At 61.2% G+C, this 23748-nt stretch carries 21 protein-coding genes; 14 read left to right on the forward strand and 7 right to left on the reverse strand.

What is annotated here, in order from left to right; all coding sequences use genetic code 11:
- Positions 1-15 precede the first annotated feature (15 nt).
- From HYI44_RS00470 to HYI44_RS00480, 3 genes are all read left to right on the forward strand, one after another.
- Positions 16-645 (forward strand): glutathione S-transferase family protein, encoded by a 630-nt coding sequence (locus HYI44_RS00470; RefSeq protein ID WP_122839906.1) that lies wholly within the window; start codon positions 16-18, stop codon positions 643-645.
- A gap of 25 nt (positions 646-670) precedes the next feature.
- Positions 671-1174: a GNAT family N-acetyltransferase gene (locus HYI44_RS00475; RefSeq protein WP_201146928.1), complete on the forward strand. Its 504-nt coding sequence runs from the start codon at positions 671-673 to the stop codon at positions 1172-1174.
- Between the two features lie 518 nt (positions 1175-1692).
- Entirely contained in the window at positions 1693-2022 is a 330-nt protein-coding gene (locus HYI44_RS00480; RefSeq protein ID WP_045057705.1) for a hypothetical protein, read from the forward strand.
- 72 nt (positions 2023-2094) lie between these two features.
- Here HYI44_RS00480 and HYI44_RS00485 read toward each other — a convergent pair whose 3' ends face one another.
- Complete coding sequence (locus HYI44_RS00485) at positions 2095-3597, reverse strand: aldehyde dehydrogenase family protein (protein ID WP_225568470.1); 1503 nt, start codon at positions 3595-3597, stop codon at positions 2095-2097.
- Between the two features lie 230 nt (positions 3598-3827).
- On the opposite strand from HYI44_RS00485, the gene HYI44_RS00490 reads away from it, so the two are divergent.
- On the forward strand, positions 3828-4343 hold the full coding sequence (locus HYI44_RS00490) for a DoxX family protein (RefSeq protein ID WP_122839572.1): 516 nt from the start codon (positions 3828-3830) through the stop codon (positions 4341-4343).
- 52 nt (positions 4344-4395) lie between these two features.
- Positions 4396-5094 (forward strand): dienelactone hydrolase family protein, encoded by a 699-nt coding sequence (locus HYI44_RS00495; protein ID WP_122839571.1) that lies wholly within the window; start codon positions 4396-4398, stop codon positions 5092-5094.
- A gap of 75 nt (positions 5095-5169) precedes the next feature.
- Here the strand turns inward: HYI44_RS00495 and HYI44_RS00500 are convergent, their stop codons facing one another.
- Entirely contained in the window at positions 5170-5784 is a 615-nt protein-coding gene (locus HYI44_RS00500) for a cell wall hydrolase (RefSeq protein ID WP_225568471.1), read from the reverse strand.
- 198 nt (positions 5785-5982) lie between these two features.
- Between HYI44_RS00500 and HYI44_RS00505 the strand changes: the two genes are divergently transcribed.
- The 4 genes from HYI44_RS00505 to HYI44_RS00520 all read left to right on the forward strand — a co-directional run bounded on the left by HYI44_RS00505 (position 5983) and on the right by HYI44_RS00520 (position 10472).
- A complete protein-coding gene (locus tag HYI44_RS00505; RefSeq protein ID WP_225568472.1) occupies positions 5983-6834 on the forward strand; it encodes a CAP domain-containing protein in 852 nt (283 codons plus the stop codon).
- Between the two features lie 199 nt (positions 6835-7033).
- Complete coding sequence (gene chrA / locus HYI44_RS00510; protein WP_225568473.1) at positions 7034-8392, forward strand: chromate efflux transporter; 1359 nt, start codon at positions 7034-7036, stop codon at positions 8390-8392.
- 92 nt (positions 8393-8484) lie between these two features.
- On the forward strand, positions 8485-9363 hold the full coding sequence (locus HYI44_RS00515) for a serine hydrolase domain-containing protein (RefSeq protein WP_225568474.1): 879 nt from the start codon (positions 8485-8487) through the stop codon (positions 9361-9363).
- A gap of 104 nt (positions 9364-9467) precedes the next feature.
- A complete protein-coding gene (locus HYI44_RS00520) occupies positions 9468-10472 on the forward strand; it encodes a GlxA family transcriptional regulator (protein WP_122839566.1) in 1005 nt (334 codons plus the stop codon).
- A 37-nt stretch (positions 10473-10509) separates the two neighbouring features.
- Here the strand turns inward: HYI44_RS00520 and HYI44_RS00525 are convergent, their stop codons facing one another.
- From HYI44_RS00525 to HYI44_RS00535, 3 genes are all read right to left on the reverse strand, one after another.
- A complete protein-coding gene (locus tag HYI44_RS00525; RefSeq protein WP_122839565.1) occupies positions 10510-11838 on the reverse strand; it encodes an MFS transporter in 1329 nt (442 codons plus the stop codon).
- A 205-nt stretch (positions 11839-12043) separates the two neighbouring features.
- Entirely contained in the window at positions 12044-13255 is a 1212-nt protein-coding gene (locus HYI44_RS00530) for a M24 family metallopeptidase (RefSeq protein ID WP_122839564.1), read from the reverse strand.
- A gap of 14 nt (positions 13256-13269) precedes the next feature.
- Positions 13270-14304, reverse strand: coding sequence for a GlxA family transcriptional regulator (locus HYI44_RS00535; protein WP_225568475.1), 1035 nt, complete (start codon positions 14302-14304; stop codon positions 13270-13272).
- Between the two features lie 232 nt (positions 14305-14536).
- Here HYI44_RS00535 and speF point away from each other — a divergent pair, with 232 nt between their 5' ends.
- Entirely contained in the window at positions 14537-16720 is a 2184-nt protein-coding gene (gene speF, locus HYI44_RS00540; RefSeq protein ID WP_045057665.1) for an ornithine decarboxylase SpeF, read from the forward strand.
- On the opposite strand, the gene HYI44_RS00545 is transcribed toward speF, so the two are convergent.
- Both HYI44_RS00545 and HYI44_RS00550 read right to left on the reverse strand, forming a co-directional pair.
- Entirely contained in the window at positions 16710-17636 is a 927-nt protein-coding gene (locus tag HYI44_RS00545; protein ID WP_225568476.1) for a hypothetical protein, read from the reverse strand. The genes speF and HYI44_RS00545 overlap by 11 nt on opposite strands.
- A 167-nt stretch (positions 17637-17803) precedes the next feature.
- Positions 17804-19480, reverse strand: a complete 1677-nt coding sequence (locus tag HYI44_RS00550) for an MFS transporter (protein WP_122839560.1) — start codon at positions 19478-19480, stop codon at positions 17804-17806.
- Between the two features lie 421 nt (positions 19481-19901).
- Here HYI44_RS00550 and HYI44_RS00555 point away from each other — a divergent pair, with 421 nt between their 5' ends.
- The 4 genes from HYI44_RS00555 to argE all read left to right on the forward strand — a co-directional run bounded on the left by HYI44_RS00555 (position 19902) and on the right by argE (position 23615).
- Positions 19902-21212: a flavin-containing monooxygenase gene (locus HYI44_RS00555; RefSeq protein WP_225568477.1), complete on the forward strand. Its 1311-nt coding sequence runs from the start codon at positions 19902-19904 to the stop codon at positions 21210-21212.
- Positions 21213-21233: 21 nt separating this feature from the next.
- Positions 21234-21650 (forward strand): RidA family protein, encoded by a 417-nt coding sequence (locus HYI44_RS00560; RefSeq protein WP_045057663.1) that lies wholly within the window; start codon positions 21234-21236, stop codon positions 21648-21650.
- A gap of 139 nt (positions 21651-21789) precedes the next feature.
- Positions 21790-22467: a DUF1028 domain-containing protein gene (locus HYI44_RS00565; RefSeq protein WP_225568478.1), complete on the forward strand. Its 678-nt coding sequence runs from the start codon at positions 21790-21792 to the stop codon at positions 22465-22467.
- The gene (gene argE / locus HYI44_RS00570; RefSeq protein WP_225568479.1) at positions 22464-23615 is read left to right on the forward strand and encodes an acetylornithine deacetylase; all 1152 of its coding nucleotides are present in this window, start codon (positions 22464-22466) and stop codon (positions 23613-23615) included. Before HYI44_RS00565 ends, argE begins: the two co-directional genes overlap by 4 nt.
- The last annotated feature ends 133 nt before the right edge of the window (positions 23616-23748 follow it).

Genomic DNA, 23748 nt, shown 5'->3' on the forward strand with positions numbered 1-23748 from the left:
GAAAAGGCCTCCAACATGATTATCGTCCATCACCTGAACAACTCTCGCTCGCAACGGATTCTCTGGCTGCTGGAAGAACTGGGCATTCCCTATGAGCTCAAGCGCTACCAGCGTGACCCGAAGACCAACCTTGCACCGCCGGAGTTGAAGGCGGTCAATGCCCTGGGCAAATCCCCGGTCATCGAAGACGGTCAACAGAAGTTGATCGAGTCTGCGGCCATCATCGATTACCTGATCCGGCGCCACGGCCAGGGACGCCTGCAACCCGACCCCGCCACAGCCGCCTATGATCAATACGTGCAATGGCTGCATTTCGCCGAAGGGTCAGCGATGCTGCCATTGATGCTGAACCTGTACGTGGGTCGACTGGGCGAGGCTGGCGCGCCATTGCATCCACGGATCAACTCGGAAGTGGCCAACTACCTGGGTTACCTCGACACTGCGCTGAGCCAGGGCGACTACCTGCTGGGCGCTGAATTCAGCGCTGCGGATATCCAGATGAGCTTTATCGGCGAGATCGCCAGGGCGCAAGGCAAACTCGGTCAGTACCCGCACGTCGCCGCGTGGGTCGACCGCTTCCAGAAACGTCCAGCCTACGCGGCCGCACTGAAGACCGGCGGCCCATACGATTTCGCGCCCCACTGATCAACCCGGTCAGGAGCCGCTTTCAATGCCCGTGATAGAACTGCACGCCGCCCAACGCGACGATCTGGACACCATTGAAAACCTGATGCAGTTCTACCTGTACGACTTCAGTGAATGGCTCCCGCTGAAGCTCGCAGGGCACGGGTTCTTCAGCATCCAGCCCCAGGTGGACTACTGGAGAAAGCCGGCCACCCGGCCCTTCCTGATCACGGTTGACGGCGAACTGGCCGGCTTCATGACCGTCGACGACCAGACCCACCTCGATGGTGCGCAATTGAATGTGGGTTATCTGTTCGTCACTCGACGTTTTCGTGGCCAAGGCGTCGCGAAGTTTGTCGTCTCTGCCCTCTTGAGCGCCCACCCGGGTCAATGGCAAATTTTCCATATCGATGCAAACCAGCCGGCGCGGCGGTTCTGGGCCGGACTCATACCAATTCTCACCGGCAATCGCTACAGCGTGCACCAGCGAACGGTGGATGGATATCCCTGCACCTTTTACCGCTTTGAAACCCCGCCCCAGTCGGTCTGAACCGGGCACACTGGCCCTCCCTGCTAATTCCAAACCGCTTTGTCCGACAATATGTAGTGCACAAAAATAATCACTACATAACCATTGACGCCTCCGATTTGCCCTTGCATGATGCAGACATCTCCCCGATCGGGAGTACGGCAACATGTTTGAGCAAGCTCGTCTGACCGCCGAGCTGTTATTCCCGGATACACGCTGCCCACAAGGCAGATTGAAGAAGCTGACCTGGCCCGAACGTCCAGTACAAGGACGAGAAGCGCTGGCGATCAATCCTCATGAAGCTTGTGGCCGACCCTGAAAAGTCGGCAGTGGCCTCCAGGTTTCGCTGCTTCTCTTCGTTGTGACGCTATTGCGTAGCAGTTATTCAACACGACTACATGCAACAGACGCGGGACCTCGCCACATTCGGCGAATGAACGCTGACGTCCTGGTTTCGGTGCCAGGGATCAACTAACCGATGGGCTACCTGTATTAGCGAACCAACTTTGAAAGATCACCAAATGGTCAAGGGGCAAATCATGAATCTGAACAATCAACCAACTATCGAAGAACTGGCTCGCATGTTCGCGGCGCAAAAAGACAGCCACGACAGCCATATTCTGTGGATCAGCAAGTCGGGCCAGGTTCATATGGACTGCCTGGCAACGCACGCCGATGAGACGGAATTCGACAAGAACAACCAGAACCTGCTTGCCCGACTGAAAATGTACCGTCGCGGCCAGGGCTACGTTGGCAAGAAAGCCGCCGCTGATAAAGACTTCATCGGCAGTGTTCTGCAAACGCTGAAGCAGGCGTGGGCGTCGATGCAGAACCAGAACGAAGTTCGGGTGATTGACCGGTTCTACTGAAACTTCACACCTCTAATATAAAAAGGGCCTGCTCTCGCCAAAGAGCAGGCCCTTTTTATTTGCGAAGTTGCCTTAGCGTTTAACGCCCAGATCAATCTGGGTCATGCGGCTGCGAATGGTGAACACCCCATCCCCCGAGAGAATCGCGCTGCGTGCAAACAGGCGACCGCTTTCCCAGTTCGAAAGGCCCAGCTCCGGCTTGTTCAATGCGTACTGGCCATCCACCCAACGGGTGATTCCGTTACCCACGAAAGGCGCATTCACCGCGTTGTAGAAGCGCTCCTGGGTGCTGGCGTCCTCACTGATCAACGACACCGTGAATTGCGGGCTGTAGCGGTTGAACAGGTCGATGGCCTGATCCAGGTCATCCACGATTTTCAGACTGACTTCGGGCGTTTCCTCCCATTCCCACTCACGCCCCAGTTGCGCCTCGGGCAATGGCTCAGCCAGCGCTTCGGTGCGGTAGCCATCGGCGCGATAGACCTCGACGCTCGCCGTTTGCCACTGCGGCGGCAAGCGCCCTTCGCTCCCCTCGACGATGTGCAATTTGCAGCCCTGGCCACGGCTGTTGCCGGCCTGCTGCAGGGCGTCGAGAAACAACGGCACCAATTCAGCCGCCCGGTTGCGGTGAATCAGGCAGACGTTCAGGGTGTTGCAGACCTTACGGTCAAGGGAGTTGCGCACCACGGCGGCAAAACGCCGGGCGTCGGCGTCCTTGTCCGCTATCAGCCAGGCACCTCCGGTGCCGTGCAGGCTGACGGCGGTGCCGGCCTGCTGGGCGATACTGCCCAGCTGGCTGACTGCGCGGCCAGAACCTCGGGCCACGGCCAGCGACAGGCGCCGGTCGGCGAACATGGCCCAACCCGCTGCGTGATTGACACTTTCCACCAGCGACACAGCGCCGGCGGGCAAGCCTGCATCGGCCAGCGCCGGGTTCAATGCATAGGTAACGATGGCCTGGGCGGTGCCCAACGCATCACTGCCGATACGCAGCACGGCGGTATTGCCCGTACGCAGAACGCCAGCAGCGTCGGCGAAGACATTCGGCCGGCCCTCGAATACAAACGCAACAATGCCCAGCGGTGAGACCACCTGCTCGACCTTCCAGCCGTCATGCTCGACGCAACTGATGACTTTTCCGCGAGACGCCGACGCATCGCGCCAGGCCTTGAGTCCGGCGATCATGTCGCGGCGCATCGGCTCATTGGCCAGCAGTCGCGTAGTGGAACGTCCACGGGACTTGGCCCGCTCGATATCGGCCAGGTTCGCCGCCTCGATCAACGCCCAGGCCTGCGGGCTTTCCAGGCGCTGCGCGAAACGGTCGAAAAATTCGCTGATCGCCTCATCCGACACGGCCGACATCGCCTTGAAAGCCGCTTCGGCGCGCTCGATCGCCACGGCTGCGGCTTGCTGGTCAGCCACCGGAATCAAGAGCAATTCACCACTGACCTGCTCCACCAGAAGGTGGTCACCGGGCTGGAACCGCTCAGCCAGTTCGGGGCTGACGACAGTGACACGATTCCCGGCGAATGGAATGGGCGTGCCAGCGACTAGACGATCGAGCGCAAGAGACATGAAGCGGTTTCACCATGCAATGGAGGGGCAGAAAAGGTACCGGAAAATCCCCGGAGCGTCATTCCCGGCCTTTCAACTCGCTCAAGCGTATCCACGTGTATCCACCTCCATCCCCGACACATTAACCCTCCAATCTCCCTGGCCCACGACACATCGCTGATACACCCGGCTGATGAAATCCGCCTGTCGATTGGCCTGGCCGATCAAAACGCGCAACGGAGATCCCGCCCATGAACACCTCACTGTCTTCGGCCGTCAAAGGCCTGCACTTCAACCTCGACCGCGCCGGCAGCTGGATGGCGCCGCTGACCTTGCGGGTGTTCCTGGCCTGGGAATTCTTCGAGTCGGGCCTGGAAAAATGGAACGGACAGAACTGGTTTGCCGACATTCAGGAGCGATTTCCGTTTCCGTTCAACCATGTCCCCGCCACCTTCAACTGGGAACTGTCGATGTGGGCCGAGCTGATCTGCGCCCTGGCCCTGCTGGTGGGCCTGGGCACGCGAGTCTCGGCGCTCATCCTGATGGTAGTGACCGTGGTCGCCACCGCAGCGGTCCACTGGCCGGCCGATTGGTCTACATTGAGTGAGCTGGCCCAAGGCTACGCCATCAGCAACAAGGGACATGGCAATTTCAAGCTGCCGCTGATCTACCTCGCCGCGCTCCTTCCGCTGGTATTGACCGGGGCAGGTAAACTCAGCCTTGATGCGCTGCTGGCATGCACTTTCTGGCGCCGTAACATTCGTTGAAATGTTACCGTGGCAAGCTACACCCCCCTCACTCGCGTAGACAGGAGCCACCATGAGCGTAACCACCCAATGGATCGAGATCGACAGCGCCGACGGTAAATTCGGTGCCTACCTGGCGATTCCCCACACGCAAAAAGGCCCGGGGATCGTATTGATCCAGGAGATCTTCGGCGTCAACGAGCACATCCGCTCGGTCGCCGAACAATACGCTGCCGACGGCTACCTGGTGGTCGTGCCGGATCTGTTCTGGCGTAGCGGCCCGCGCATCGAGTTGACCTACGACGAAGCCGGCTGGAAACGCGCCGTCGAACTGATGAATGCCACGGACATCACCAAAGCCCAGGACGACATCAAGCTGGCCATTGCCGCTCTCAAGGACCAGCCGGGCCTGGATGGTGGCGTGGCCTCGATTGGCTACTGCTTCGGCGGCCTGCTGTCCTACCTGACCGCCGCCAACGGCCTGGTGGACGTGGCAATCACCTACTACGGTGGCGGTATCCAGGACCAGTTGGACCGCGCCGACGAAATCACCGTGCCGCTGTTGATGCACTTCGGCGAAGAGGACAGCCACATTCCACTGGAAGCCGTGGAAAAAATCGCCGAGCGCTTCGAGAACAACGACTTCGTGGAAATCGTCATCTACCCGCAAGCCGAACACGGTTTCAACTGCTCGCACCGCGACAGCTACAACCAGCGCGCTGCGGCTGAAGCCCATGGCAATACGCTGATCTTCCTGGGTCAGGAACTGTAAAACGGCGGCACACGAAAAAGGCACCTGGGAAGGTGCCTTTTTTGTCGTCCATTCTTGAAGGTCGTCCCCACGCCGCTACTTCGCGTCCCCGCCCCGCGGCTTGTAGAACCTGAACCTGCCGATATCCGCCGTCTTGATGTACTTGGCCGCCCAATCCGGCCGCACCGTCTTGTCATGGAAATACATCGCCCCCAGTGTCCGGTCGTTGAGTGTGCGGTTCAGCGCCTTGCGCGCGATCTCCTTGGCGACCGCATACTCGGCATCCTCCCTGACCTGATCCGAACGCCCGTCGCACCACCAGGAAAACTGACAGTTACGGCTTTCCGAGCCCTCCTTGACGACTGCGCATACCGTGTCGGGAAAACCTTCGTGCCCCAGGCGGTTCATGACCACGCTGGCCACGGCTTCCATTTCCCGGGTCTGCCTGCCCTTCGCTTCCCAGTAGATGGAGCGCGCAAGACAGGTTATGGCGTCATCCAGCGGCGCCGAGCCGGCGGGATCGACCGCCTGCACCTCCGAGGTGGTGATCGCCTCGGCCTTGGGCACCGGGACGTCGGGGCCTTTTTCCGCCGCCTTTTGCTCAAGCACCTCAGCCTTGTCCTCGGCTTTTTGCTGTTCAAGTTCAGTGGCCATCACCTGGCTGCCGATCAGGGAGAGTGCCAGGCAGGTTGCAGTCCACATCAAGCGCATGATCGACCCTTCTCAAAGAACCGGATGGGGCAGCGCATTATCGACGCTGTTACGCACTGTGTCCGCCCTGGCTTGATTGTAGTCGCCCAAATTCATTTCATCCGGTGGCCAATAAAACTGTTTCAGGCGCAAAAAAGGCATTGCGCAAGCGGGGGTGAAATCGCGCATCATGGGCGCAGTCTGCCCAAGGGGATTTTCATGCGCTTCATTCCATCCGTTATGCGCCTTGCCGCGTTGTCGCTGGGCCTGTCATTTGCCGCCCAGGCGCTGGCGGTCGATGAGAAACAACTGATCGATTCGATCAACCTCTACCGCACCCAGCCCCAGCGTTGCGCCGACCAGGTATCGCCGGAACTGCCGCCACTGGCAGGTGATCCACGCCTGGCACTGTCGGCGACAAACGTGCGCAACCTGCAGCAAGCCATGGCCAGTGCCGGCTACCCGATGGTCAATGTGCAGGCGATCACCCTGTCCGGCCCCCGCGATGCGCAATCGGCCATGCAAGCCATTCGGGAAAGTTTCTGCCACGTGGTGCTCGACCCGCAGTTTGTCGACATCGGCGTGAGTCGCGACGACCGCGATTGGCGCATCGTGCTGGCGCGGCCGCTGATGTCCGCACGCCTGGGCGATTCCCAGGCCGAAGGCCAGAAAGTCCTGACCCTGCTCAACAACGCCCGCAGCCAGGCTCGCCAGTGCGGCACGCAATCGTTCGCTGCCACCACCCCGCTGGCATGGAACGCGACATTGGCGAGCGCCGCCGAGACCCATTCGCGAGCCATGGCCAACAACAATTTTTTCGATCACAAGGATCGCGACGGCCGCACGCCGGGTGACCGGGTGGAATTGGCCGGCTACATCGGCCAGCAGATCGGCGAAAACATCGCCGCAGGGCAAGACACCGTGGGCAAGGTCGTCGACGGCTGGATCGCCAGCCCCGGTCACTGCGCCAACCTGATGAACCCCGCGTACAAGGAACTGGGCGCGGCCTACGCAGTAGACCCGAAGAGCGATGCGGGGATTTACTGGACGGCGATGTTTGGCACCCAGTAATGACCGAGGTATCAATTGTTTCGATCTTTCAAATCATGAAGGCGAATTTTTTATTTCTGCGCGACCTGTTCAAGATGGCTGCACTTTTAGCACTTTACGGAACGAGCCCTCATGAACCTCAATTTCGCGTTTGCGTGCATGATCGTGGTGTCGTTTGCGATCGCGTTGGGTCACGGTTAAGTCATTCGGGAGCACCTGTTTGAGCCATACCCCCTGCTCCGCCGACCAACAGGCTCAGGCATCACCCCGGGCGGTCCCGCTACGGGAAGCCTTCGGGTTCTGGCTCAAACTGGGGTTGATCGGTTTCGGCGGCCCGGCCGGGCAGATCTCGATCATGCACCAGGAACTGGTGGAGCGCCGGCGCTGGATCTCCGAGCGCCGGTTTCTGCACGCCCTCAACTATTGCATGTTGCTACCGGGCCCCGAAGCTCAGCAACTGGCGACCTATCTCGGTTGGTTGATGCACCGCACCTGGGGCGGCGTGATTGCCGGCGCGCTGTTCGTGCTGCCGTCGTTGTTCATCCTCATTGCATTATCCTGGGTCTACGTTGCTTTCGGCGAAGTGCCGGTCGTGGTCGGGGTGTTCTACGGGATCAAGCCGGCGGTCACCGCCATCGTGCTGCAAGCCGCGCACCGCATGGGTTCCAGGGTGTTGCAGAACAACTGGCTGTGGGGCATTGCCGGCGCCTCCTTTGCCGCGATCCTGTTGTTGAACGTGCCCTTCCCTTTGATTGTGCTGGCCGCAGCACTCATCGGGTACGTCGGCGGACGCCTTGACCCCGGAAAATTCACGGTCGGCACAGCAGTGGCCAAGGGTAAATCGTTCGGGCCCGCGCTGATCGATGACGATACCCCGCCACCCGCACATGCCCGCTTCAGCAGCCTGAAATTGCTGCGCCTGGCGTTTATCGGGGCCATCCTGTGGACGCTGCCGATGGGGGCGCTCACCCTCCTGTTTGGTTGGCACGGCACCTTCACCCAGATGGGCTGGTTCTTCACCAAGGCCGCGCTGCTGACCTTTGGTGGTGCCTATGCGGTGCTGCCCTATGTGTACCAGGGCGCAGTCAGTCATTACGGGTGGCTGACACCCACCCAGATGATCGACGGCCTGGCGCTGGGCGAAACCACCCCCGGCCCGTTGATCATGGTGGTGGCGTTCGTCGGCTTCATCGGCGCCTATGTGCAGCAGTTATTTGGCCCGGACCAGGCGTTCCTGGCAGGCGCGCTCGCGGCGGCGCTGGTGACCTGGTTTACTTTCCTGCCCTCGTTCCTGTTCATCCTGGCTGGCGGTCCCCTGGTGGAATCGATCCACAACCAACTTGAATTCACTGCGCCGCTGACCGCCATCACCGCAGCGGTGGTCGGGGTGATTCTCAACCTCGCGGTGTTTTTCGGCTACCACGTGCTGTGGCCAGGCGGATTCAGTGGTGTGTTCGACTGGGTGTCGCTGTTGCTTGCACTGGTCGCGGCGATCGCGCTGCTGGTTTTCAAGCGCGGTGTGATCGAAGTACTGCTGGCATGCGCGCTGGCGGGCGTGCTGGTGCACTGGCTGCGCTAAGGTCATGCAGCAATGGCCGGATGTAAACATTTGATCACCGGCTTTTGCATTCTGGCAAACTCACGCCGCGCCCCTTTTCAGAGCAGCCAGCAATGCTTTTCTCCCTTGTTTCCAACGGTACACCCCTGACCCCGGATCGGTCCGATGCGACGATCCCCTGGTGGAGCTTTACCAAGACCGTGCTGGCGGCTGCCGCCCTGACGCTGGTGCGCGATGGCCTGATCGAGCTGGATCAGCCTCTGCCCGAAGGCCCCTTCACCCTGCGCCAACTGTTGCGCCATGAAGCAGGCCTGGCGGACTACAGCGAACTGGCCGATTACCACGGCGCAGTAGCCCGCGGTGACGCTCCCTGGCCGGCGGATGAAATGCTGCAACGCCTTGACGCAAGCCGCCTGCGTTATGCACCGGGAGATGGCTGGGGCTATTCGAATGTCGGTTATCTGTACGTGGCGCGGTTGATCGAACGCGTGACTGGCCTTGCCCTGGATGAAGCCCTGGCGCAACGGGTGTTCGCACCGCTTGGCCTGTCCCGGGTCCGTCTCGTCAGGCGTGAAGTCGATCTGCACGGGGTAAACATGGGCGCTGTCCCCACCTATGACCCGGGCTGGGTATACCACGGGCTGCTGGTAGGGCCGTTGGTGGAGGCCGCCTTGTGCCTGGACCGTTTATTCGCTTCAGACTTCCTGGCGCACTCCTTGCTTGCTCAAATGCAGGCAGTGCGCACGCTCGGTGGACCGATCCCGGGACGTCCCTGGATCGCCCCCGGCTACGGCCTCGGCCTGATGCACGGGCCGGTCGAGAGCGGACGCATCCTCAGCGGTCATACCGGCGTCGGCCCCGGCAGTGTCGTGGCGGTTTATCGCAGTGTTTGCGGCCCGGATATCACCACCTGCGCGGTCTTTTCCGATGGCACCGACGAGGGCGCCGTGGAGGCCGAGGCCGTGCGCCTGTTGAGCGAGCACTGGGTGTAATATTCAAGCACTCGGTCCTGCACATCACCCTCATGAAAACGCGATGAAGCCGCGACAGGTCGCTACCTGCGCAGAACGCGTCAATGGTACAGCGGAGAGTATTGATGAAGGCGAACACACCGCCCGTGGACGGCCCGGCAGGTGAACAACGGCCGGTGAAAACCGTTGGCTTTCTGGTCATTCCCAATTTCACCACTATCGGCTTCGCCTCCTCCGTGGAAACCCTGCGCATGGCCAATATGGCGGCGCGCCGGCCGATGTTTCGCACGGTGGTGATCGGCGCCACACTGGACCCGGTCAGCGCCAGCAACGGGATGCGCATCCTGCCTGATTACTCGATCGTCGACGCCCCCGAGCTGGACATTCTGTTCGTGGTCGGCGCAAACCCGATAGTCTCCAATCACAGCAGCCGGCCACTGCTCAACTGGCTGCGCAAGCTTGCCCATCAGCAGGTCACGCTGGGCGGCATCTGCACCGGCAGCCACCTGCTGGCGCGCGCGGATCTGCTCAAGGGTTACCGCTGCACCATTCACTGGGAAGATATCGAGGCACTCAAAGAGCGGTTTCCCGGGATCATCATCTCCAATCAGCTGTTCGAACTGGATCGCGACCGCTACACCTGCTCCGGCGGCGTGGCGTCCATGGACATGACCTTGCAACTGATCGCCCGCGAACCCGGTGGCCGCGACATCGCCGCCCATGCCGCCGAGTTGCTGCTGTGCGACCGGGTGCGCGGGGCACAGGAGCAGCAGCGCGTGCCTTTAAGGCAGAAGCTGGGGACCTCGCAGCCCAAGCTCAGCCAGATGGTGGCGATCATGGAAGCCAATCTTGAGGAGCCGGTCAGCCTGGAAGAGCTCGCGCGCTTGAACGAAGTGTCGGTGCGCCAGCTGGAGCGCCTGTTTCACAAACACCTGCAGCGCACCCCCAGCCAGTACTATCTGGAGCTACGCCTGTCGCGGGCGCGGCAATTGCTGCTGCGTAGCGAGTCGCAGGTCCGCGACATCGCGCTCGCCTGCGGCTTTGTGTCCCCGGCACATTTTTCCAAATGCTATAGCCGGTTTTTTGGAGTGTCGCCAATTGGTGAGCGCAAGCAGCTGGCAGTGCATTGATGCAAGGACGCCATCGCGGGCAAGTCTTGCTCCCACATTAATCCTGCAAAGCCTTGTGCGCCGTTTCCCGGCTAGCCAGCATGGCCACCAACGCTACCGCTGCAGCGGCCAGCAGATACCAGGCCGGTGCCATCTTGTTACCGGTCATCTGGATCAGCCAGGTCGCGATAAACGGAGCGGTCCCGCCAAACACCGCATTGGCGATATTGAAGCTGAAGGCAAACCCGCTGAAGCGCACACGAGTGGGAAATATCTCCGCGAGGAAACACGGCAAGGTGCCGTCATTCATGGCCAGGATTGCGCCGAATGCGATCTGGATCATCAACACCACCAGCAGTGGCTGATGATCGAGCATTCCGAACAACGGGAAGGTCAGCAACAGGAACAATACCGACGCCGTCAGCAGCATGGTCTTGCGCCCAAAGCGGTCCGACAGCCTGCCCATCAGGAAAATCAGGCCGATGTAGGTCGCCAGGGACACCGTTGACGCCAGGAACGAATCACTCTCGCTCATGCCCATTTCAGTCGACAGATAAGTCGGCATATAGCTGAGCAGCAGGTAGAACGCCACGGCGTTCAGGCAGGTCACGCCGATGCCGATGATCACGCTGCGCCGGTGCACGGTCAGCAGCTCGCGAACCGGGGCATGGGTCGCACATTCCTTGGCTTCGAGGCGCTTTTCCATCTCCAGGAACTTGGGCGTGTCCTGCAGGCTCATGCGGATGTAACGCCCCACCAGGCCAAACGGCGCCGCCAGCAGAAACGGCAAGCGCCAGCCCCAGCTGTGCAGGTCCTCGACGCTGAGCCAGGCATGCAGGCCCGCCACGAACACCGCGCCAAACAACAAACCGGCGGCGGTACTGGCCGGGACAATGCTGGTGTACAGGCCGCGCTTGCCTTCCGGGGCGTACTCGGCGAGGAATGCCGACGCACCGGCGTATTCACCGGACGCAGAGAACCCCTGGAACAGGCGGATCACCAGCAGCAACGCCGGTGCCCACAGGCCGATGTGATTGTAGGTGGGCAGGATGCCGATGCAGAACGTCGAGACCGACATGATCAGGATCGACCAGGACAACGCGCTGCGCCGCCCATACTTGTCACCAAAATGCCCCCAGACCAGGCCACCCAGGGGACGGACGATGAACGACAGGGCAAACACCGCGAACGTCGCCAGCAAGGCGCTGGCCTTGTCGGTCTGCGGAAAGAATGTCAGGGCGATGACGGTGGCCAGGTAACCGTAGGCGGCGTAGTCGAACCATTCGACGAAGTTACCCATGAAGCTGGCACTGGCGGCGCGGCGCAGGGCTTTGCGCTCGGAAGTTTTTTCATGAGTCTGCGCGAGGGTGAGGCTTGCGGTGCTCATTGCGCACCTCCCGAGGTGGAGGTGCAAAAACGGGGGAGAACAGTCGAGACGTGTGACATGACAAATACCCTCTATTGTTTTACTTGGCAGGGTTCAAGGTCAGCAAGGGCTGCACGTTCTTGGGCGCGCATGCCGTGTGGTGTCCAGCAATGTTCGATGAACAAGCGTGGGAGCGGCGAAGCTCCCACGCCGGTCTGTTACGCCGTTACTTGCGAATGATGTTGTGCTCCGGCCCGTACGGGAATTTGGTGATGTTCTCGCCGCCCTGCTCGTTGACGATCAGGATGTCGTGCTCGCGGTAACCGCCAGCCCCCGGCAGGCCTTCGGGCAGCATGATCATCGGTTCGATGGACACCACCATCCCCGGCTCCAGCACCGTGTCGATGTCTTCACGCAGTTCCAGCCCGGCTTCGCGGCCATAGTAATGGCTCAGGGTGCCGAACGAGTGCCCGTAACCGAAAGTGCGGTACTGCAGCAGATCGTGCTCAAGGAAAATCTCATTGAGCTGCTCGGCGATATCGCAGCAGCGCATGCCCGGCTTGATCAGCTTCAGCCCGGCTTCGTGGACCTTGACGTTGACTTCCCACAGGCGCAGGTGCTCATCGGAACAGTGGTCGAGAAACAGCGTGCGTTCGAGCGCCGTGTAGTAGCCGGCGATCATGGGGAAGCAGTTGAGGCTGAGGATATCGCCCTTGTTGACCTTGCGCGAGGTCACCGGGTTATGTGCGCCATCGGTGTTAATGCCGGACTGGAACCAGGTCCAGGTGTCCATCAGCTCCGAGTCCGGGAAGGTCCGGGCGATTTCGCGCACCATGGCCTGGGTCGCATGCAGCGCCACTTCATATTCCGGCACCTGGTCACGCAGTGCTTCGACGATCGCGGCGCCGCCAATGTCCGCCACCCGTGCACCGTGACGGATAATCGCGTGCTCTTCGGCCGACTTGATCATACGCATGCGCATGCAGGGTGCAGCGATGTCCACCAGCTCGGCCTGAGGGTAGCGGCTGGCCAGTTTGTCGCGGTTGAGCAGGTTCAAGTGATCGAACTCGATGCCGATGCGCCCCGCCTTGGGCAAGGCTTGCTGGATGGCGACGAAGTAGTTGTCGCGCTGCCAGTCGGTGTAGACGATGTTCTCGGTGCCCACGGTCCGGCGCCAAGGCTGGCCGCCATCGATGTTAGCGCTGATGGTGACGGCGCTGTCCTGGGTCACGACCAGGGCGTAAGGGCGGCCGAACGAGCAATAGAGGAAATCGCTGTAGTAGTTGATGTTGTGATAGGAAGTGAAGACTGCCGCGTCGATGTTGTTTTGCGCCAGATAAGCGCGCAGTTTGCCCTGGCGGTTGGCGTATTCCTGAGCCGAGAAGGTCGGACTGACTTTTTCGCCGTTCTTGATCTGGATGGTTTTGGGCATTTGCATGTCTTTGATCCTTGTCAGTGATTGAGCGACAGAGGGCGCCACTCTGGTGGGCCGCTGGAGATCATTCGAACAGATGCAAGGCGAGGTTTTTTGCGCGAATCCGACCTGTAGTTGGTCAGATCCGCTGTGCACGCAACCACATGTTCACGCGGATGCGCGCCGAAGTACTGGCGATAGCAGCGAATGAAATGCTGCACCGCGACGAAGCCGCATTCGCCGGCGGTTTGCGCGATCGAGCGGTCACCGGCCTGCAGCAGACGCCGGGCCTGTTGCAGGCGCAAATCAAGATAATGCCGGGACGGCGAACAGCCGAGGGTGCGCTTGAACAGGCGCTCCAGGTGACGCCGGGATATCCCCATGGCCTCGGCCAGTTCGTCGATCGCAAGCATATGGGTGAGGTGCTCGCTCATCAGGGCCAGCGCCGTCTGCAGTTTTTCCGGGGCTTGATGCAGCGGCTGCAGTGGCCGTGTCTGGCGTACGAGGTGTTGCTCCATGCGCAGTACCAGGGCGCGCCCGTGGACCTGGGCCAGCAGCTCGCAGACCAACCCTCGCACGGCCTCGGGCCCGACGCACGTCAGGCGCGGGCCATCGACACAGAACGGCGCGGCCACCGGGCTCAGCGCCCTGGATGCAGCAAAGGCCAAGGGCGAGTCGGGCTCCGGCAAGCTGCAGCGAAAACCGTCCAGCGCACCCATTTGCGCCAGCAACCAACCGGCCTTGCCGAGCGCGCCAAAGAGGATTGGCTGTGTGGTCCAGTAGCGCAGTTTCTGCTCAAAATCCGTCTCAAGGGGCAGGTGTTCGCCCGCGCACAGGATCAGCACGTCCAGCGCTGATGCCTGATCCAGTCGTGCCGTGGAGGTAGCGATCGCGTTACTGGCGCTGAGCGAATGCCCCTCCAGGCTGAGTATTTGCCATTGGCACACCGTGCGCCCCGCCACCTGATTGGCCAGGCGCAAGGGCTCCAGGGCATTGGCCAGGGCAAACAGGTCGAAACGCTCCGTCAGCCAGAAGCCGATTTTCAGTACTTCATCAACGCGGGTAGCCACCATGGATTTCGCACTCCACTGCAAAAAGGTTCAAGCACCCGGCGGATTGTCAGCGTCAGGGACAGGCATGGCTTGTCCGGAGTCGACCCCGGATTGTCCGTCGCTACCAATCTGGCCAAACACGTCTATAACCAGTGTTGGCATGATTCAGGTCAGGGAACCTTGATGGTTCCCTCGGTACATTGATCTCTTGCAAACGGTGGACAAGTGAGTGTCCGCCAGGAGATTTCCCCGCATGAAAATTTTGAAAATTGCTGCCAGTGATTCCGCGATCGACTGCTTCCAGACTTATCGGCAAGTAGTGCCGCTCAGTCAGACCGACTACACCGACATCGCCGTCGCCGTGTTCTCGGTGGAAGACGTGATGGCCGGGGCCCTGGAATCGCTCCAGCGCACCGGATTCGATATCCCGATTTTCCTCGCCACCTCCCCGGGTACAGGCAACCGCGCGCGTGATGTGTACAAGCACCTGGAAGACGTGCTGCTGCAGGTCAACGGCATCTTTGACCGTTCGCGCAACAATGCCGAATACCATGGCAACCAGCTGGAAACCGCGGCCAAGGCCTATGAAGAAAGCCTGTTGCCGCCATTCTTCGACTCGCTCAAACGCTATACCGAATCAGCCAATGTGACCTTCGCCTGCCCGGGCCATCAGGGTGGCCAGTTCTTCCGCAAACACCCGGCCGGCCGACAGTTCTTCGACTTTTTCGGCGAGACGCTGTTTCGCGCCGACATGTGCAACGCCGACGTCAAACTGGGCGATCTGCTGATTCACGAGGGCCCTGCGCTGCTGGCGCAGAAACACGCGGCCAAGGTGTTCAACGCCGACAAGACCTACTTCGTGCTCAACGGCACCTCCGCCTCCAACAAGGTGGTGACCAATGCCCTGCTGACGCCCGGCGACCTGGTGCTGTTCGACCGCAACAACCACAAGTCCAATCACCAGGGCGCATTGATCCAGGCGGGCGCCACGCCGGTGTATCTGGAGACCGCGCGCAACCCTTACGGCTTTATCGGCGGCATCGATGCCCATTGCTTCGAAGAGAGCTACCTGCGCGAATTGATCGCCGAAGTGGCACCGGACAAGGCCCAGGTCGCCCGCCCGTTCCGCCTGGCGATCATTCAGCTCGGCACCTATGACGGCACCGTCTACAACGCCCGCCAGGTGGTTGATCGCATCGGCAAGCTGTGTGACTACATCCTGTTCGACTCGGCCTGGGTCGGCTACGAGCAGTTCATCCCGATGATGAAGGATTGCTCGCCACTGCTGCTGGACCTGCACGAAGACGACCCGGGCATCTTCGTCACCCAGTCGGTGCACAAGCAGCAGGCCGGTTTTTCCCAGGCCTCGCAGGTGCACAAGAAAGACCGGCACATCAAGGGCCAGGCCCGCTACTGCAACCATGCGCAGCTGAACAATGCGTTCATGGCCCAGGCCTCCACCAGTCCGTTCTATCCGATATTCGCCTCGCTGGATGTCAACGCACGTATCCACGCCGGCCGCAGTGGCCTGAAGCTGTGGGATGACTGCGTGAAATTCGGCATCGACGCGCGCAAGCTGATCCTCGAAGCCTGCACCATGGTCCGCCCGTTCGTGCCGGCGACCATTGAAGGGCGTGCCTGGGAAGACTACCCCACTGAAGAAATCGCCAATGACCTGCGGTTCTTCGAGTTTCACCCCAAAGACCGCTGGCATGCCTTCCAGGGCTACGGCGAGAAGCAGTACTTCATCGACCCCTGCAAGCTGCTGTTTACGACCCCGGGCATCGACCCGGTGGATGGCAGCTACACCGACTTCGGCATACACGCCGGCATCCTCGCCAACTTCCTGCGCGAAAATGGCATCGTTCCGGAAAAGTGCGACCTGAACTCGATCCTGTTCCTGCTGACCCCGGCGGAAGACTGGGCGAAGATGACTCATCTGGCCGCGCAGATTGCGCGTTTCGAGCGCTTCGTCAATGACAACGCGCCGATGAGCCGGGTACTGCCGGCGATTTATGCGCGGTACGAGGAGCGTTATCGCAACTACACGATCCGCCAGCTGTGCCAGGAAATGCACGACCTGTATCGCAGCCACAATGTGCAGCAATTGCAGAAAGCGATGTTCCGCAAGGAACACTTCCCAGTGAAGGCGATGAACCCGCAAGCGGCGCAGTTCGAATTCATCCGCGGCAACATCGAGCTGGTGGCGCTGGCCGATGCCGATGGTCGCATCGCCGCCGAGGGTGCGCTGCCCTACCCCCCTGGCGTGCTGTGCGTGGTGCCCGGGGAAATCTGGGGCGGCGCGGTGCTCAAGTACTTCCTGGCGCTGGAAGAAGGCATCAACTGCCTTCCCGGCTTCACCCCGGAACTTCAGGGCGTGTATTTGAAGGAAGTTGAAGGGCGTATTCGCGCGTATGGGTACGTGATCAAGAACTGACCGGGGTGTACGCAGCGGTCTCCCCGCGAGCTGCCGCTGCGTTATCCAGAATGACGCCAAGGGTGTTGAGAAACAGGTCGTGGCTCATGATCCCTGTGCACAGCGTCGACAGCACTTCTTTCCCGGCCTCGTCCCTGATCACCACCTTTTCGCTCCAGTCGCTCAAATCCAGCGTGCGCAAGCTCGACATCGGCACCTTGCGCCCTTGTACCTCGAGGAATGCGCGGGTCACCAGGATCGGCTGCGTGGTCACGTCGAGGAAGTTGCCTTTGAGGCGCTTGCCCCATACCGCTTTGCCCGCAAGGTAGTTGAAGGTCACCACTCCACCGCTTTCAACGGTTTCCAGCACCGCCGGCAGGCGCTCACGCACGTGCAGCTCGCGCACCAGTTGCTGGAAGTCGTGGAACCCCTTGAGCGATTCAATGACCCGGTGGAATGGCTCGCTGGCATTGCGGCGGTAGGCCAGGTTGGTGATCAGGCCGCTGATGGCGACCTGGCCCGAACTGAACAGGTACAGGTCTTCAATCCCGGCGAAAGGCACGAAGTCCTTGCTCGACCCGACGGTGCAGGCAATGCCGTGTTCATAGACTTCGTAACTGGCCTGGCGCAAACGCTTTTGCCACACGTAAAGGCCGAACAAACCCGCCGCAATCACGGCCAGCAACGCGCTGGTGAAATAGATGAGCATCTGTGGGCTGGAAAAATTGAGGTTCGTGCCACGGCTTGAATTCACGCTGACGGGGCCGGAACTGTCCAAGGGCAGGATCGTACCCAGGTACAGGACAAAACACGCCATGCCCAGCATGACCAGGGCCAGGACCAGCATGAAAAGCGGGAAGCCCTTGCCATGACGGAAAGAGGCTAGCAGTTCGCCGGTGACCGGCGTCGACAGGGATGGGGCTGGGGACTGTTGCATGAGGTTCTTGCTTCCTTGTAAGAGAGACGCGCCGCTATCCAGGCTGGCTTCGCCGAAAACGCGGCGTCGATTGAGTAATACTTCCCAGGGAGGGAACAGGTTGGAGCATGCGCCGGCGTGATGGTTCAGAAAGGGCCCCCTCCCTTACGAGAGAGGGCCTCGCGGGATCAGTCGTTGAGGATGTCGCGATCCTTGGTTTCCGGCAGGAAGAAGGTGCCCAGCACAGCAGTCATTACGGCAATGACGATCGGGTACCACAGCCCGTAATAGATATCACCCGTGGCCGCGACCATGGCGAACGCCACCGTCGGCAGGAAGCCGCCGAACCAGCCGTTGCCGATATGGTATGGCAGCGACATCGAGGTGTAGCGGATGCGCGTGGGAAACAGCTCCACCAGCCAGGCGGCAATCGGGCCATACACCATGGTCACGTAGATCACCAGGATGGTCAGCAGCAGCAACACCATGGGGTAGTTGGTCTTCGCCGGGTCGGCCTTTTCAGGGTAGCCGGCCTCCTTGAGCGAAGTGCTCAGCGATGCGGTGAAGGCGTCGTTGCGGGTCTTGAAGTCGGCAGCCGGCATGCCGGTGCCTTCGAAGCTGGTAATCACCTTGTCGCCAATACGCACCTGCGCCACCGTTCCCGGCTCGGCCTTCTCGTTCTTGTAGGGGATGGCCCGCTTGGCCAGCAGGGTCTTGGCCAGATCGCAGGAGCTGGTGAATTTGGCCTTGCCCACCGGGTCGAACTGGAACGAACACTGCTCCGGATCGGCAATCACCGTGACCGGATTGCGCTCCTGGGCGGTGAACACGTCGGGGTTACCGTACTGGGTCAGCGCATGGAAGATCGGGAAGTAAGTGAGCGCGGCCAGAATGCAGCCAGCCATGATGATGCCTTTGCGCCCGATACGGTCGGACAGGCTGCCAAATATCACAAAGAACGGCGTACCGATCAGCAGCGAACCGGCGATCAGCAAGTTGGCAGTCTGCGGGTCGATCTTTAGCGTCTGCAACAGGAAAAACAGCGCGTAGAACTGCCCGGTGTACCAGACCACCGCCTGCCCTGCCGTGCCGCCCAGCAACGCCATGATGACGATCTTGAGGTTGTCCCAACGGGCGAAGGACTCGGTCAGCGGCGCCTTCGACGCCTTGCCTTCGGCCTTCATTTTCAGGAACGCTGGCGACTCGCTCAGTTGCAGGCGGATGTACACCGAGATGACCAGCAGCAGGAGCGACAGCAGGAACGGAATCCGCCAGCCCCAGGCCTCGAAAGCTTCAGTGCCGAGGATGGTGCGGCAGGCGAGGATCACCAGCAGCGACAGAAACAGCCCGAGGGTCGCCGTGGTTTGTATCCAGGAGGTGAAAAAACCCCGCCGGCCTTTCGGTGCATGTTCGGCCACGTAGGTCGCCGCGCCCCCGTACTCACCACCCAGCGCCAGGCCTTGCAGCAGGCGCAAGGTGATCAGGATGATCGGGGCTGCCACGCCGATGGTCGCGTAACCTGGCAGGAAACCCACGATGGCGGTTGAGATCCCCATGATCACAATGGTGATCAGGAACGTGTGCTTGCGCCCGATCATGTCGCCCAGGCGCCCGAACACGATCGCGCCGAAAGGCCGTACGGCAAACCCGGCGGCGAACGCCAGCAACGCGAAGATAAAGGCAGTGGTCTCGTTGACCCCGGCGAAAAAATGCTTGGCGATGATCGCGGCGAGCGAGCCGTACAGATAAAAGTCGTACCACTCGAATACCGTGCCCAGGGAGGACGCGAAGATGACCTTGCGCTCCTCCCTGGTGATCCCCTGATTGGGCGGGCTGCCCGTGGTGGTGTTGTCGATTGCGGCCATGAGTGTTCTCCGTGTGTCTCTTGTTGTAGGCCGGAGTACCCCACTACCAAAACGCCGCACCCAGGCCCTGGGGCTGATGTCGTAACGCATGCGAACAGGCTGACGACCTCGCATCGCTGCAAGGTTTCCTACAGCATAATCAGCTTCGCGCAGTTATCCACTCGACTGCGCGATAAAGCTGGCCTGGCGACTCACCGCGGGCGCCTGTCTGCGGCATCAGGCTGCTATCGACCCGGCGATTGAGTTGTTGATAGATCAAGCGCATACCCCGCAAATCATCCCAAGCCAAAGCCTCTGCCTCAGTTATTTGTACTCAAATGCCAGCTTAATAATATTTTACCGATACCAGGGTCATCCCTAGTCTTGAGCCCAACAGATGGCAGGCCACAAGCGCCTGAATCCCATGTCGAAGGGTAGAGAGATGACCACTGAAATAACAAAAACAGACACGCTGATTGTCGGCGCCGGTCAGGCTGGCGTGGCGATGAGCGAGCACTTGAGCAAACTCGGGGTGCCGCACCTGGTGCTGGAACGTGAGCGCATTGCCGAACGCTGGCGCACTGGCCGTTGGGATTCGTTGGTGGCCAACGGCCCGGCCTGGCACGATCGGTTTCCTGGCCTCGAATTTGATGACCTGAGCCCCGATGGCTTTGCGCCGAAGGAGCGGGTTGCCGACTACTTCGAAGCCTACGCGAAAAAATTCAATGCCCCCGTGCGTACCGGCGTGGAGGTGTTGAAGGTCGAGCGCAATGTCGGTCGTCCTGGCTTCACCATCGAAACTTCCCAAGGCGTGATCGAAGCCAACCGGGTCGTCGCGGCCACCGGGCCATTCCAGCGCCCGGTCATTCCGCCCATTGCACCGCAAGACACATCGTTGCTGCAGATCCACTCCGCTGATTACCGCAACCCTGGGCAACTGCCGGAAGGCGCAGTGCTGGTGGTGGGCGCGGGCTCTTCCGGGGTGCAGATCGCCGATGAACTGCAACGTGCCGGGAAAAAGGTCTACCTCTCGGTGGGGGCCCACGACCGCCCGCCTCGCGCTTATCGCAACCGGGATTTCTGCTGGTGGCTGGGGGTGCTCGGCGAATGGGACCAGGCGGCGATGAAGCCCGGTCGGGAGCACGTGACCATCGCCGTCAGTGGTGCCCATGGCGGGCGCACCGTGGACTTTCGCGGCCTGGCTCATCGCGGTATGACGCTGGTGGGGTTGACCCAGGCTTTCAACGGCAGCGTGGCGACGTTCAAGCCGAACCTGGCCGAGAACCTGGCACGCGGCGACGAGAACTACCTGGCGCTGCTCGACGCGGCCGACGCCTACATAGAGCGCAATGGCCTGGACCTGCCCCAGGAACCCGAGGCGCGCCACACCTTCCCCGATCCGGACTGCGTGACCACGCCGATTCTCGAGCTCGACCTGGCCCGGGCTGGCGTGACCTCGATTATCTGGGCCACCGGCTTCGCCACCGATTACAGCTGGCTGCACGTCGACGCCTTCGATGAGCACGGCAAGCCCAGGCATCAACGCGGTGTGTCCAACGAGCCCGGCGTGTATTTCCTCGGCCTGCCGTGGCAGTCCCGGCGCGGTTCGTCGTTTATTTGGGGCGTGTGGCATGACGCCAGGTACGTCGCGGACCACATCGCCATCCAGCGCTCATACCTCGACTACCACAATGCCGCACAGCGCCAGGCCGAAACTATTTCGATCGCGCCCAAAACGCCGATCAGTGCCTAATTCCCTGTTCAGGAGCTCTACATGTCCACGCCAACTCATACCCGTATTCGCATGTTCAACACCAAGGAAACCTACCCCAACCAGAGTCTGGACAACGACCTGTGCCAGGCCGTGCGCGCCGGCAATACGGTGTATGTCCGGGGGCAGGTCGGCACCGATTTCGAGGGCAACCTGATCGGCCTCGGTGACCCGCGGGCGCAGACCGAGCAGGCCATGCGCAACGTCAAGCAGTTGCTGGAAGAGGCCGGCAGCGACCTGAGCCACATCGTCAAGACCACCACTTACCTGATCGACCCGCGTTACCGCGAGCCGGTCTATCAGGAGGTGGGGAAATGGCTTAAAGGCGTGTTCCCGATTTCCACCGGGCTGGTGGTGTCGGCGCTGGGGCAGCCGCAGTGGTTGATGGAGATTGATGTGATTGCGGTGATTCCGCAGTAAAGACCGCGGCGCGGCCATCGCGAGCAAGCGTTGCTCCCTCAGCTAGTCACTCTGGGATTGCCACTGTGGGAGCACAGCTTGCTCGCGATGAGGCCAGCTCAGACAGCACCCTAAAAAAGGCCAACCAAGGAGCCCCCCCATGACCTTCTCCATCGCCGCCCGCTGCCCCGAAACCGGCCAGTTCGGCATCGCCATCAGCTCCTCCAGCATCGCTGTCGGCGCCCGTTGCCCCTGGCTGCTGCCGGGTGTCGGTGCCGTCTCGACACAGAACATCACCCTGCCCTCCCTCGGCCCGGAAACCCTGGCCCTGATGGAACAGGGGCTGGCGCCCGCAGAAGCCCTGGACAAGGTGCTGACGCGCAACGGCTACAGCCAGTACCGGCAAATCACCGCCATCGACCACCTGGGGCGCACCGCCCATTTCAGCGGCAGCGAAACCCTCGGCAAGCACAATGCAGTGTCCGGTGAGCAATGCGTCGCTGCCGGCAACATGCTCGCGGACCGTTCGGTGATCGAGGCCATGGTCAGCGCATTTGAACACGGTGAAGGGCAACTGGCAGACCGCCTGATCACCGCCATGAACGCCGCGATCGAAGCAGGCGGTGAAGCCGGTCCGGTGCATTCCGCAGCGCTGGTGGTGGTCGGTGAACTGACCTGGCCGATCATCAACCTGCGGGTCGATTGGGCTGACGAAGCGCCGATCGCGCAACTGGAAAAGCTCTGGGAAGCCTACCGTCCCCAGGTCCAGGACTACATCGACCGCGCACTGGCCCCCGACAGGTCCCCAGGCTATGGCGTCGCCGGAGATGATCGATGAGTCACAGCATCGACCTGCTTAAAACCCTGGTGGCGTTCGACACCACGAGCCGCGAATCCAACCTGCAGCTGATCGAGTTCGTGCGCGTCTACCTGGCGAATTTTTCAGTGCCCTGCGAGCTGATCTACAACGAGCAGCGCAGCAAGGCCAATCTGTTCGCCAGCATCGGCCCGGCGGATGTGCCGGGCATCGTCCTCTCCGGCCACACCGATGTGGTGCCGGTCGACGGCCAGCCGTGGACCCTGCCGCCGTTTGCGCTGACCGAGCGCGAGGGCAAGCTGTACGGTCGTGGCACCGCAGACATGAAAGGCTACATCGCCTGCGTGCTCGCCCTGGTGCCGGCGCTGGTGCAGGCGGATCTGCGCATGCCGGTGCACATTGCCCTGTCCTACGATGAAGAAGTTGGCTGCCTGGGTGTTCGCTCGTTGCTCAAGGCGCTGCAGCAGCGCCCGGTCAAACCCAGGCTGTGCATCATTGGCGAGCCGACCGAGTTGAAACCGGTGCTGGGTCACAAGGGCAAACTGGCGATGCGCTGCGATATCCACGGCGAGGCCTGCCATTCCGCGTATGCGCCGCTCGGGGTCAACGCGATTGAATACGCCGCCGAGTTGATCGGCGAACTGGGACGGATCGGCAGTCGGCTCAAAGCCCCCGAGCATCAGGACGCCCGTTTCGACCCGCCTTTCAGCACCGTGCAGACCGGCGTCATTAGCGGCGGCAAGGCGCTCAACATCGTCCCCGCCGATTGCCGTTTCGACTTTGAGATTCGCGCGCTGCCGGCCCAGGATCCCAGTGAGGTCGCGCAGCAGCTGCAGCGGTACGCCGAGCAGCAACTGCTGCCGCGCATGCGCGCCGTCAGTGAGCACAGTGGTATCAGCTTCAGCGAACTGTCGGCGTACCCGGGATTGGCGACCGACGCGCACAGCGAAGCGGCAGAACTGCTCGCCGCATTCTGCGGCTCCCGCGAGTTCGCCACCGTTGCCTTCGGCACCGAGGGCGGCCTGTTCGACGCCGCTGGCATACCCACCGTCGTCTGCGGCCCGGGCAGCATGGACCAGGGCCACAAACCCGACGAATTCGTCAGCCTCGACCAACTCGCTGGCTGCGATCAAATGCTGCAGCGAATGCTGCTATCCATTTGCAAATAAAGCCCGGCTTGAGCAACTTTCTTCCCTGCAAAAATTCCCCGTGGGAGCGTGCTTGGTCCCACAGGTTTACCGCGCCCGCAGACCTACTTTTTTTAACGTCTATACCAACAAACTTACTAATTTATCTATCCCG

The sequence above is a fragment of the Pseudomonas sp. Y24-6 genome, from assembly GCF_020295325.1.
Lineage (GTDB): Bacteria > Pseudomonadota > Gammaproteobacteria > Pseudomonadales > Pseudomonadaceae > Aquipseudomonas > Aquipseudomonas gregormendelii.

Excerpts from the sequence above, each read along its gene's own strand:
- HYI44_RS00470 (WP_122839906.1), top strand. The coding sequence starts at position 16 with ATGATTATCGTCCATCACCTGAACAACTCTCGCTCGCAACGGATTCTC.
- HYI44_RS00475 (WP_201146928.1), top strand. The coding sequence starts at position 671 with ATGCCCGTGATAGAACTGCACGCCGCCCAACGCGACGATCTGGACACC.
- HYI44_RS00480 (WP_045057705.1), top strand. The coding sequence starts at position 1,693 with ATGAATCTGAACAATCAACCAACTATCGAAGAACTGGCTCGCATGTTC.
- HYI44_RS00485 (WP_225568470.1), bottom strand. The coding sequence starts at position 3,597 with ATGTCTCTTGCGCTCGATCGTCTAGTCGCTGGCACGCCCATTCCATTC.
- HYI44_RS00490 (WP_122839572.1), top strand. The coding sequence starts at position 3,828 with ATGAACACCTCACTGTCTTCGGCCGTCAAAGGCCTGCACTTCAACCTC.
- HYI44_RS00495 (WP_122839571.1), top strand. The coding sequence starts at position 4,396 with ATGAGCGTAACCACCCAATGGATCGAGATCGACAGCGCCGACGGTAAA.
- HYI44_RS00500 (WP_225568471.1), bottom strand. The coding sequence starts at position 5,784 with ATGCGCTTGATGTGGACTGCAACCTGCCTGGCACTCTCCCTGATCGGC.
- HYI44_RS00505 (WP_225568472.1), top strand. The coding sequence starts at position 5,983 with ATGCGCTTCATTCCATCCGTTATGCGCCTTGCCGCGTTGTCGCTGGGC.
- HYI44_RS00515 (WP_225568474.1), top strand. The coding sequence starts at position 8,485 with ATGCTTTTCTCCCTTGTTTCCAACGGTACACCCCTGACCCCGGATCGG.
- HYI44_RS00520 (WP_122839566.1), top strand. The coding sequence starts at position 9,468 with ATGAAGGCGAACACACCGCCCGTGGACGGCCCGGCAGGTGAACAACGG.
- HYI44_RS00525 (WP_122839565.1), bottom strand. The coding sequence starts at position 11,838 with ATGAGCACCGCAAGCCTCACCCTCGCGCAGACTCATGAAAAAACTTCC.
- HYI44_RS00530 (WP_122839564.1), bottom strand. The coding sequence starts at position 13,255 with ATGCAAATGCCCAAAACCATCCAGATCAAGAACGGCGAAAAAGTCAGT.
- HYI44_RS00535 (WP_225568475.1), bottom strand. The coding sequence starts at position 14,304 with ATGGTGGCTACCCGCGTTGATGAAGTACTGAAAATCGGCTTCTGGCTG.
- speF (WP_045057665.1), top strand. The coding sequence starts at position 14,537 with ATGAAAATTTTGAAAATTGCTGCCAGTGATTCCGCGATCGACTGCTTC.
- HYI44_RS00545 (WP_225568476.1), bottom strand. The coding sequence starts at position 17,636 with ATGCAACAGTCCCCAGCCCCATCCCTGTCGACGCCGGTCACCGGCGAA.
- HYI44_RS00550 (WP_122839560.1), bottom strand. The coding sequence starts at position 19,480 with ATGGCCGCAATCGACAACACCACCACGGGCAGCCCGCCCAATCAGGGG.
- HYI44_RS00555 (WP_225568477.1), top strand. The coding sequence starts at position 19,902 with ATGACCACTGAAATAACAAAAACAGACACGCTGATTGTCGGCGCCGGT.
- HYI44_RS00560 (WP_045057663.1), top strand. The coding sequence starts at position 21,234 with ATGTCCACGCCAACTCATACCCGTATTCGCATGTTCAACACCAAGGAA.
- HYI44_RS00565 (WP_225568478.1), top strand. The coding sequence starts at position 21,790 with ATGACCTTCTCCATCGCCGCCCGCTGCCCCGAAACCGGCCAGTTCGGC.
- argE (WP_225568479.1), top strand. The coding sequence starts at position 22,464 with ATGAGTCACAGCATCGACCTGCTTAAAACCCTGGTGGCGTTCGACACC.